Source organism: Micrococcus sp. HMSC067E09 (assembly GCF_001812555.1).
In the GTDB taxonomy this organism is placed as follows: Bacteria; Actinomycetota; Actinomycetes; order Actinomycetales; family Micrococcaceae; genus Micrococcus; species Micrococcus lylae.
The window spans coordinates 35,224-44,410 of the sequence record NZ_KV809452.1; the positions used below are offsets into that span (position 1 = coordinate 35,224).

Sequence of the window (9,187 nt, forward strand, 5' to 3'; positions counted from 1 at the left end):
GGCCCGGCGGTGTTCCACGCTCTTCGGTTGTGAGGACGTGTCACCCCTGCCTCCTCCGTCCTGGGACGGCGACGACGACGCTGACACGTCGGGTCCATTGTGCACCCTCCGACGGGTGCGGGCAACGACGGCGGCCGATTCCGTCGCCGTGTCGTGACCGGCTCAGGCGCGCGGGTGCGCCTGCCGGTATCCCTCGCGCAGGCGGTCGATCGACACGTGTGTGTAGACCTGGGTGGTCTGGAGGGAGGAGTGTCCGAGGACCTCCTGGACGCTGCGCAGGTCCGCGCCGCCGTCCAACAGGTGGGTGGCGGCGGTGTGTCGGAGGGCGTGCGGCCCGCGGGCCGAGGTGTCGCCCAGTCCCTCCAAGGATCGGTCGACGACGGCACGCACCTGGCGGACGCCGATCCGCCCTCCACGTGTGCCGAGGAACAGCGCCGGTCCGGAGGCGGCGCGAGCCAGCCGGGAGCGTCCGTGCTCCAGCCAGTCCTCGAGTGCCTGCGCGGCGGGACCTCCGTACGGGACGGTGCGCTGGCGGTCTCCCTTGCCGACCACGGTGAGCGTGCGCCGAGCCCGGTCCAGGTCGTCCACGTCCAGTCCCGCAAGCTCGGCCACGCGGATGCCGGTGGCGTAGAGCAGCTCCAGTACGGCGAGGTCGCGGCGCGCCACGCCGGCCGCGATGGGATCCTCGGCTTCATCCGCGGCGGCGACCGCCTCGGACAGGCCGGACAGGAGACGGCCCACCTGCTGCCGTTGGAGCACCGGCGGCAGCGTGGAGTCGGCCGTGGGAGAGGCCAGACGGACGGTGGGGTCGTCCTCACGCAGGCCCTCGCGCACGGCCCAGGCCATGTAGGTCCGCACGCTGCTGACACGACGGGCGAGCGTGGCGCGGGCCAGGCCGCCGCGGGCCATCCCGGCCAGCCAGCGCCGCAGGTCGGTGAGGTCGACGGCGTCCAGGGCACTCACCCCGGTCGGGGCCGCCGGCCCGGTGGTCTCCGGATGCTCGATGCGCAGATGCACGAGCAGGTCCCGCAGGTCGGTCTCATAGGCGCGGACGGTGTTCTCACTGCGGTGCAGCTCGTGGCGTTGGTGATCCGCGAACGCCTCGAGCCTCGCGAGGTCGGCGGCGGAGCATTGGTCGCCGATCTCTGCGCCGGAGCCCCGGCGGGATGCCTCGGCGCGACGGTCCTGGTACGGGGTCATCCCTTCATTGTGCTCTCCTCGGTGCCGGCGCCGGCGGAGCCTGCCCGCCGAGCCGCGGCCCGCGATCCGCGCCGCCAGCGACGATCCCTCTCCTCGGCCAGCCCGGCCCGGGCGAGGCGCTGGAGGACCGGCAGCAGCATCGGCACCGGCATCCCCGCTGCCACGGTGAGGCGGTCGAGGGTGGCGTGGGCGCGCACCGGGAGGGCGTCGAAGACGAGCAGCTCCTGCTCGGACAGCGCGTCCTCGGGCCTGGCCTGCTGTCCGCCGACGGGCGCGGCGGCATGCGCCGAGGGACTCGACGGCGTCCCCGCAGGGCCGTGGGCGGCGGGCAGCGGCCCGCAGGACCCGCCCGCACCGAGCAGCTCGCGGACCCCGTCCACGTCGGTGACGAGCCGGGCGGGGGTGTCCCTGAGGAGGCGGTGGCAGCCGGCAGAGCTGGGTGAGGTGATCGGCCCCGGGACCACACCGAGCTCCCGGCCGAGGCCCAGGGCGTGGGACGCGGTGTTCTGGGCCCCGGACCGCCACCGCGCCTCGACGACGAGCACCCCGGCGGCCAGCCCTGCGATCAGCCTGTTGCGGTGCAGGAAGCGGTGGCGCGTCGGGCTGGCCCCGGGCGGCATCTCGGAGAGCAGCAGGCCCTGATCCATGACGGCGCGCAGCAGGTCCTCGTGCCCGGCCGGGTAGAAGCGGTCCAGTCCCCCGGCGAGCACGGCGACGGTGGGAGGGCGTCCGTGTCCGGCCTCGAGGGCGACGCGGTGGGCGTGCCCATCGATGCCGTAGGCGCCCCCGGACAGGACGGTGACGCCCTCGGCGGCGAGCGGTGCCACCACCTGCCCGGTGACCGCCCGTCCGTAGGGGGTGGCCTCACGGCTGCCGACCACGGCCAGGGTGCGCGCCTGCTCCGGAAGGACACCTGGTCCTCGCGTCCAGAGGGCGATGGGTCTGCGGTGGCCCAGGTCGTCCAGGCAGGAGGGCCAGGCGGCGTCTTCCGGGACCAGCAGTCCGCCGCCGAGCCGGTGCATGGCCACCAGGTCCCGCTCCGGTGCGAGTGTGGTGGAGCGGGTGCCCCAACGGCGCAGCCCCGCCGCGAACCGTCGCCGCCAGGAGTCGCCGCCTGCTCCGCACGCTTCGGCGAGCGCGTCCTCCTCCTCGCCGGTCGGTCGGCACCGGCCGGTGAGGACGACCAGCGCGTGCTCGGCGCCGAGGACGTCGATCACAGTCAGCGCGGTCTCGTCGCCGGGCTCGATGAGTCGCGTCAGTGCGGCGCGCGCCAGGCGCACGGAGTCCCGGTGCCGTGGCCGATCGCTGGCAGCCGTGGGGGCGTCGAGCCCCGCAAGGGGCCGGGTGGTGGGGTTCGGAGTCATGCGGCGGCCTCCTCGTCGTGACGGCGGCGCAGGTGCAGGGCGACGTCCACGTCCTCGGCGGCCGGCACGGTGGCCCCGCGAAGGTCCGCGACGGTCCAGGCCAGCCTCAGCACACGGGCGTGGCCGCGGGCACTGAGCCAGCCGGCGTCGACCGCGGCGTCGGCGGCGGCCCTGGCGGCGGGCGGGACGGCGAACCGACCCCGACGCAGCAGCGCCCCGGAGATTCGCCCGTTGGCCTCTCCCCATCGTTCGCGCTGGGCGCCGACCGCTGCTCGCACCCGGGCCGCGACCGCGGCGGAGGCCTCCGCCCCGGCCGGGGATCCCAGCTCCGCCCCTGTGACCGGGGCGACGGTGACCTGCACGTCCACCCGGTCCAGCAGCGGACCGGAGAGTCTGTCGGCATAGCGTCGTCGTTGCAGCACGGTGCACCGACACTGCGCCCCGGATCCCGCGCCGTAGCCGCACGGGCAGGGGTTCGCGGCCAGGACCAGCTGGAAGCGCGCCGGGTAGCGGACGGTGCCGTGGGCGCGGTGGAGGACGACCTCGCCGGCCTCCAGCGGCTGACGCAGCGCCTCCAGGCTGCGCCGGTCGAACTCGGGTGCTTCGTCCAGGAAGAGCACTCCGCCGTGGGCCAGCGATGCTGCTCCGGGGCGCGCGAGCCCGCTGCCTCCTCCCACGAGCGCGGGCATGGAGGCCGAGTGGTGGGGTGCCTGGAAGGACGGCCGGGTGTCCAACCTGGTGGGCGCGGGGCCGTCCGAGCGCAGCGATGCCAGGGCCGCGGCCTCGAGCGCGGTGCGGTCGTCCAGCTCCGGCAGGATGCCGGGCAGGCGCTCGGCGAGCATCGTCTTCCCCGCACCAGGTCGGCCGGACAGCAGCAGGTGGTGGCCGCCGGCGGCGGCGACCTCGAGCGCATAGCGGGCCTCCCACTGTCCGACGACCTCCGACAGGTCGGGGACGCCCTCGGGCGCGGCGAGGGGCGCGCCGGAGGTGCGGCGGCCGCCGTCGGGACGGCAGGAGCTTCCTGCCGCCTCCCCGGGGCGGACCATGAGGGCCTCGGGGCGCACCCCCGGCACCGGGTCCGGCTTGCCGCCGAAGGCATGGACCACGTGGTGCAGGTGTGCGAAGCCGCGCACCCGGGCGCCGGGGACCAGTGCCGCCTGGTCGACGGCGTCGGCCGCGACGACCATGTCCGGCAGCCCGGCGTCCACCGCGGCCATCGCCATGGCGACCATGTCCGACGGCCCGTGCAGGGAGCCGTCCAGGCCGAGCTCGGCGAGGAACACCGGGCCATGGACGCCGGAGACCTTCCCCTCCGCGGCGTACGCCGCAAGGACGATCGCCAGATCGTGTCCCGCCCCCCGCTTCTGCACACCGGCCGGCAGCAGGTTCACCGTGAGATGACGCCGGGTGAGCGGCAGCCCGGCGTTGCGGGCGGCGGAGCGGATGCGGTCACGGCTCTCCTGCAGCGACTGGTCCGGAAGACCGAGCAGAGTGAAGCCGGGCAGGGACTGGGCGATGTCCGCCTCGACCTCCACCACCGTGCCGCGCAGACCGGCGAGCGTGATCGAGCGGGTGCGTCCGATGCGGCTCATGGGCGCACGTCCGTCAGCAGGTCGAAGCGGGGCGCCTCCCCCGGCACCACGAGCACCGCGACGGCGTCCACCCGCCACGGCTCCTCGCGCCGGGCGATCCCGGACTGGGCGTGCCACTGCCGCATGAGACGGTGCAGGCGGGCGAGCTTGCGCGGGCCGATCGCCTCGAACGGGTCGCCGAAGCCCAGGCCCGAGCGGGTCTTCACCTCGACGGCGACCCACCAGCCGTCCTGCAGGGCGATCAGGTCCAGCTCACCGCCGGCGCCGCGCCAGTTCCGCTCCACGACGCTGTAGCCGTGGCCGGCCAGCCAGACTGCGGCAGCGTCCTCGCCGAAGCGACCGAGAGCGGTGCGGGCGGTGCTCGAGCGGGGCCGGTCCAGGCGCGATCCGGTGGGCGGCTCCGAGGCCGGGTGGACGGCGGGGTCGGGTGCCGGGGACGTCTTCGGGGTCTGCATGGGACCACCTCCTGCCACCACGATGGGCGTCCCGGGGACGGCCGTGCAGGCCCACACCCCGAATGTGGAGGACGCAGCGGCCTGTGCAGGACAGGACCGCGGACCCGTCAGCCGCCGAAGGGTCCGCCGGGGCCGTCCGGCGGCAGCGAGAGGTCGGGGTTCGCCGGGAGCTCCTCGATGTTCACGTCCTTGAAGGTCAGGACGCGCACGCGCTTGATGAACCGGGCGTGACGGTAGACGTCCCAGACCCAGGCGTCCTCGAGGGTGAGCTCGAAGAACACGTCGCCACCGGAGCGGTGCGGCGTCAGGGACACCTCGTTGGCCAGGTAGAACCGGCGCTCGGTCTCCACCACGTAGCGGAACAGGCCGACCACGTCCCGGTACTCGCGGTACAGCAGCAGCTCGGCCTCGGACTCGAAGTCCTCCAGGTCGTCGGCGCTCACGGCCATGCTCCTTCCCGCCCGTCGTCGGGCCCGGTGTCCTCGCCCCACGCGAACAGCGCGGGCTCCTCGACGCGCCGCACCGGCAGCGCCCAGGATCGGCGGTGGTGGACGACGGCGCCGTCCTGCTCGATCGCGGCGCGGTGCTCGGCCGAGCCGTAGCCCTTGTTGCCCGCCCACCCGTAGGCGGGGAACTCCTCGTGCAGCGCGATCATCAGATCGTCACGGTACACCTTCGCGGTGATGGAGGCGCCGGCGACCGTGGCGGCCTGGTCCTCGGCCTTCACCACCATCTGCGGGACCGGCGGCACCGGCCCCGGCACCTCGTCCACGACCTCGCGGCCTGTGCCGCGGGTCAGCCAGTCGTCACGGCCGTCCAGGATCAGGGCGACCGGTTCGGCGCCGGCGTTGCGGCACAGCACGGACCAGGCCCGACGCCCGGCCAGGGCCAGGGCCGTCGAGAGCCCGTGCTCGTCGATCTCCGCGGGACTGGCCTCCCCGATGCCGACGGCGGCCGCCCAGTCGAGGACCTCCGGCACGAGGCTCCGCCGGCGGCGGTCCGTGAGGGCCTTGGAGTCCCGGACGGGCGGCGGCGCCTCGTCGGTCGGCACCCGGACGGCCACGGCTCCGACGACGGCCGGACCGGCCATCGCGCCGCGGCCCACCTCGTCCATGCCGGCGACGAGCAGGGGCGTCTGCGCCGTGGCGCCCCGGGTCTGGGCCAGGGCGGACTCCAGGTGCAGTCCGGCGGTGATCACGGGGCGGCGCGGGCTCATCGTGACGCCTCCGGCACGCCGGCGAAGGTGTCCGGATCCGACCCGGCGCTCCCCCAGCGGGACACCGGCCACACGCGGGCCTCGGCACGTCCGACGACGTCGTCCACGGAGACGAAGCCGGCGCCCGGGCCGTCCCGGTGGGCGCGCGAGTCCGCGGAGCGGCTGCGATGGTCGCCGAGGACCCACAGGCGTCCTGCGGGGACGACGACGTCGAACGGTTCCTCGGAGGGGGCGTCGCCCGCGAACAGGTACGGTTCGGTGACCTCGACGCCGTTCACCGTCAGGCCGGCGTCGCCGGGCTCCCAGCGGACGTGGTCGCCGGGAAGCCCCACCACTCGCTTGACGACGTTCTCGTCGGTCCGCTCGGGCACGAGCCCGGCGACCCGCAGGACGGAGGTGACGAGGCCGTCGTCGTGCACCGCCGGCAGCCAGCCCTTGGTGTCCCGGAACACCACGACGTCGCCACGGCGCAGGTCCATCACCTGCGGGACGAGCAGGGACACCGCCACGCGGTCCCCGACCTGCAGGGTGTCCTCCATCGACTCGGAGGGTATGTGGTAGACGCGGACCAGGAACAGGCGGATCAGGCCGGTGAGCAGCAGGACGACCGCAACGATCACGAGGACCTGGCGGAGGGTGGGCCCCACGCGCTTCCACGTGGTGGAGCCGCTCACGGCGCCCCCTCCCCGGTCGAGGCGGCGGGTCCGTCCAGGGCGCCCCGCCGGCCCAGGGGCCAGACGACGTCCTCCGCGGTCCCGACCACCGAGTCCAGGCCGATCAGCCCGCCGCCCGGGGCGCCGAGCAGGGCACGCGAGTCCAGCGAGTCCGAGCGGTTGTCCCCGAGGACGACCATGCGGCCCTCCGGGACCGAGAACTCGAACTCGGTGCCGCTGGCCGGGTGGCCGGCGTCCACGGCACGGCCGAGGTAGGGCTCGTCGACAGGCACCCCGTCGATCTCGAGGCGGCCGTCGTCCCCGCAGCAGCGCACCGTGTCCCCGGGAAGGGCGACGACGCGCTTGACGTAGACGTCCGATCTGGCGCCCAGGCCCCACCAGACGACGAGGTCCTCCAGCGCCCGGTCCAGGCTCGTCCGGGAGCGGTAGGGCGCGAGGCTGCCGGAACCGTCGAAGACCACCACGTCCCCGCGCTCCAGCCCCTGTCCCTGCTCGTGGGAGGTGTCCACGCGCACGCGGTCGCCGGGCATCAGGGTGGGTTCCATCGACCCGGAGGGGATGAGGTAGACCGGCCCCACCAGCGCCCGCAGGACCGCCGCCAGCACCACGGCCACGGCCACCGTCAGCCCGATGTTCCGCAGCCAGCGGATGCCCCGGTCGGACTCGCCGCCCTCGGCAGACACAGCGGAGCCCCGGGACCGACGGGGGTCTCGGGGCTCCAGCTGCGTCATCGCATGACCGGGCACGGCAGGCCGTGTCCAGGGACGATCACTTGGCGTCGGCGCGCTTCTCGCGGATGCGGGCGGCCTTGCCGTGACGATCGCGCATGTAGTACAGCTTCGCGCGGCGCACGTCGCCCTTGGTGACGAGCTCGATCTTCTCGATGACCGGGGAGTGCACCGGGAAGACACGCTCCACACCCACACCGAAGGACACCTTGCGGACGCGGAAGGTCTCGCGCACGCCATGGCCGGAACGGCCCATGACGTAGCCCTGGAACACCTGGACGCGGGCGGTCTTGCCCTCGACGATGTTCACGTGCACCTTCACGGTGTCGCCGGGGGCGAACTCCGGGATGTCGGTGCGCAGCGAGGCGTTGTCGAAAGAGTCAAGGATGTGCATGTCGCATACTCCTCACGCGGACGCCACAGGTCCCCCGCGCTGGACAGGCCGGCCCCGTGTCCGCGGCGGGACAGGACGGGGACCGGAAGCGGTGTGACCGGGTCCGGCGATGGCCGCGACCCGGTGGTCTCGCTGTCGACGCCGACCCCCTGTGGCAGGTGCGACGCCCAGCAGACGCAAGGCACCATTATGCCATACATCGGGCTCAGGCCGACGGCTCCTGGGCAAGCAGGTCGGGACGGCGCTGCCGGGTGCGCTCCAGCTGCTGGGCGCGACGCCATGCGGCGATCTTCCCGTGGTCGCCGGAGAGCAGCACCGGCGGCACGTCGTGACCCCGCCAGCTGGCGGGCTTCGTGTACACCGGGTACTCCAGCAGCCCGTCCTCATGGGACTCCTCCACGAGCGACTCCGGGTTGCCGATCACGCCCGGGATCAGGCGCCCCACCGCCTCGACCATCGCGAGCACGGCCACCTCTCCCCCGTTGAGCACGTAGTCGCCGAGGCTGACCAGGCGGACGTCGAACCGCTCGGCCGCCCACTGGAACACGCGCTCGTCGATGCCCTCGTAGCGGCCGCAGGCGAACACGAGGTGCTCGTGCTCGGCGAGCTCACGGGCCAGCGGCTGGGAGAAGACGGTGCCGGACGGGGTCGGGACGAGCAGGGTGGGCCGCTCCACCGGCGAGTCCGCGGCCACGGCCTCGAGCGCCTCGGCCCACGGCTCCGGCTTCATGACCATGCCGGCGCCGCCGCCGTACGGGGTGTCGTCCACCGTGCGGTGGCGGTCGTGGGTGTGCTCGCGCAGGTCGTGGACGCGCACGTCCAGCAGACCGTCCTGACGTGCACGGCCGATCAGGGAGATGTCCAGCGCGGACAGGTAGTCCGGGAAGATCGAGACGACGTCGATGCGCACAGCTCAGGCCTCCGGCTCCACGCCGGGGGCCTGGTCGGCGCCCGGCTCGTTCAGGTCGAGCAGTCCGGGCGGCGGGGTCAGCAGCACGACGCCGCGCTCCTCGTCCACCTCCGGCACGATCTCCTCCACGAAGGGCACGAGGACCGGCTCGTCGCGCCCCTCGACGGCGATCTCCAGCAGGTCCTGGGCGGTGCCGGTGATCAGACCGACCACGGTGCCGATGCGGCGCCCGTCGGCCTCGACGGCGAGGTCGAGAAGGTCGTCCTCGTACCACTCGTCGTCCTCGGCCCGGTCCTCCGGGGCGGCGAACAGCTGGGTGCCGCGCAGCGCCTCGGCCGCGTTGCGGTCCGGGGACTGCTCGAAGCCGAGGACGAGGATCTGCTTGTTCCACCGCGCTCGGGTGACCGTCAGCTCGGCCGGGGTGCCGGCAGGCCCCTCGGCCGTGAGCACGGAGCCCGGGGCGAAGCGGGTCTCGGGGTCATCGGTGAACAGCTGGACCGTCACTTCGCCACGGATGCCGTGTGGCTTGCCGATGCGGGCCAGGCGAACCAGGCCCTCGGTGCGGGTGCTCATGCGGGTGTCTCCTCGGGTGGGACGGACGTTCTGGATGCGGGGACGACGACGGCCCGCCGCCACCGTTCTACCGGTGGCGGC

11 protein-coding genes are annotated in these 9,187 nt (G+C 74.2%); all 11 read right to left on the minus strand.

All coding sequences use genetic code 11. The annotated features are described in order from the left end of the window. Positions 1–162: 162 nt before the first annotated feature. Positions 163–1,200 carry a tyrosine recombinase XerC gene (locus HMPREF2863_RS09600; RefSeq protein WP_083315358.1) on the minus strand — a complete coding sequence of 346 codons (1,038 nt, stop codon included), beginning with the start codon at positions 1,198–1,200 and terminating at the stop codon, positions 163–165. Further along, complete coding sequence (gene dprA, locus HMPREF2863_RS09605; protein WP_082739784.1) at positions 1,197–2,564, minus strand: DNA-processing protein DprA; 1,368 nt, start codon at positions 2,562–2,564, stop codon at positions 1,197–1,199. The genes HMPREF2863_RS09600 and dprA overlap by 4 nt, the downstream gene beginning before the upstream one ends. Then, the gene (locus HMPREF2863_RS09610) at positions 2,561–4,156 is read right to left on the minus strand and encodes a YifB family Mg chelatase-like AAA ATPase (protein WP_070639724.1); all 1,596 of its coding nucleotides are present in this window, start codon (positions 4,154–4,156) and stop codon (positions 2,561–2,563) included. The genes dprA and HMPREF2863_RS09610 overlap by 4 nt, the downstream gene beginning before the upstream one ends. Continuing rightward, positions 4,153–4,611 (minus strand): YraN family protein, encoded by a 459-nt coding sequence (locus tag HMPREF2863_RS09615; protein WP_067190275.1) that lies wholly within the window; start codon positions 4,609–4,611, stop codon positions 4,153–4,155. Before HMPREF2863_RS09615 ends, HMPREF2863_RS09610 begins: the two co-directional genes overlap by 4 nt. 107 nt (positions 4,612–4,718) lie before the next feature. Continuing rightward, the gene (locus tag HMPREF2863_RS09620) at positions 4,719–5,054 is read right to left on the minus strand and encodes a DUF2469 domain-containing protein (protein WP_067190312.1); all 336 of its coding nucleotides are present in this window, start codon (positions 5,052–5,054) and stop codon (positions 4,719–4,721) included. Beyond that, on the minus strand, positions 5,051–5,827 hold the full coding sequence (locus tag HMPREF2863_RS09625) for a ribonuclease HII (protein ID WP_067190277.1): 777 nt from the start codon (positions 5,825–5,827) through the stop codon (positions 5,051–5,053). Before HMPREF2863_RS09625 ends, HMPREF2863_RS09620 begins: the two co-directional genes overlap by 4 nt. Next, positions 5,824–6,501, minus strand: a complete 678-nt coding sequence (gene lepB, locus HMPREF2863_RS09630) for a signal peptidase I (RefSeq protein WP_245232036.1) — start codon at positions 6,499–6,501, stop codon at positions 5,824–5,826. The genes HMPREF2863_RS09625 and lepB (HMPREF2863_RS09630) overlap by 4 nt, the downstream gene beginning before the upstream one ends. After that, complete coding sequence (lepB, locus tag HMPREF2863_RS09635) at positions 6,498–7,232, minus strand: signal peptidase I (RefSeq protein ID WP_070639726.1); 735 nt, start codon at positions 7,230–7,232, stop codon at positions 6,498–6,500. Before lepB (HMPREF2863_RS09635) ends, lepB (HMPREF2863_RS09630) begins: the two co-directional genes overlap by 4 nt. Before the next feature lie 37 nt (positions 7,233–7,269). Continuing rightward, positions 7,270–7,623 carry a 50S ribosomal protein L19 gene (gene rplS / locus HMPREF2863_RS09640; protein ID WP_067190281.1) on the minus strand — a complete coding sequence of 118 codons (354 nt, stop codon included), beginning with the start codon at positions 7,621–7,623 and terminating at the stop codon, positions 7,270–7,272. Positions 7,624–7,828: 205 nt separating this feature from the next. Continuing rightward, on the minus strand, positions 7,829–8,533 hold the full coding sequence (gene trmD / locus HMPREF2863_RS09645) for a tRNA (guanosine(37)-N1)-methyltransferase TrmD (protein WP_070639728.1): 705 nt from the start codon (positions 8,531–8,533) through the stop codon (positions 7,829–7,831). 3 nt (positions 8,534–8,536) lie between these two features. Continuing rightward, the gene (rimM, locus tag HMPREF2863_RS09650) at positions 8,537–9,106 is read right to left on the minus strand and encodes a ribosome maturation factor RimM (RefSeq protein ID WP_070639730.1); all 570 of its coding nucleotides are present in this window, start codon (positions 9,104–9,106) and stop codon (positions 8,537–8,539) included. Positions 9,107–9,187 lie beyond the last annotated feature (81 nt).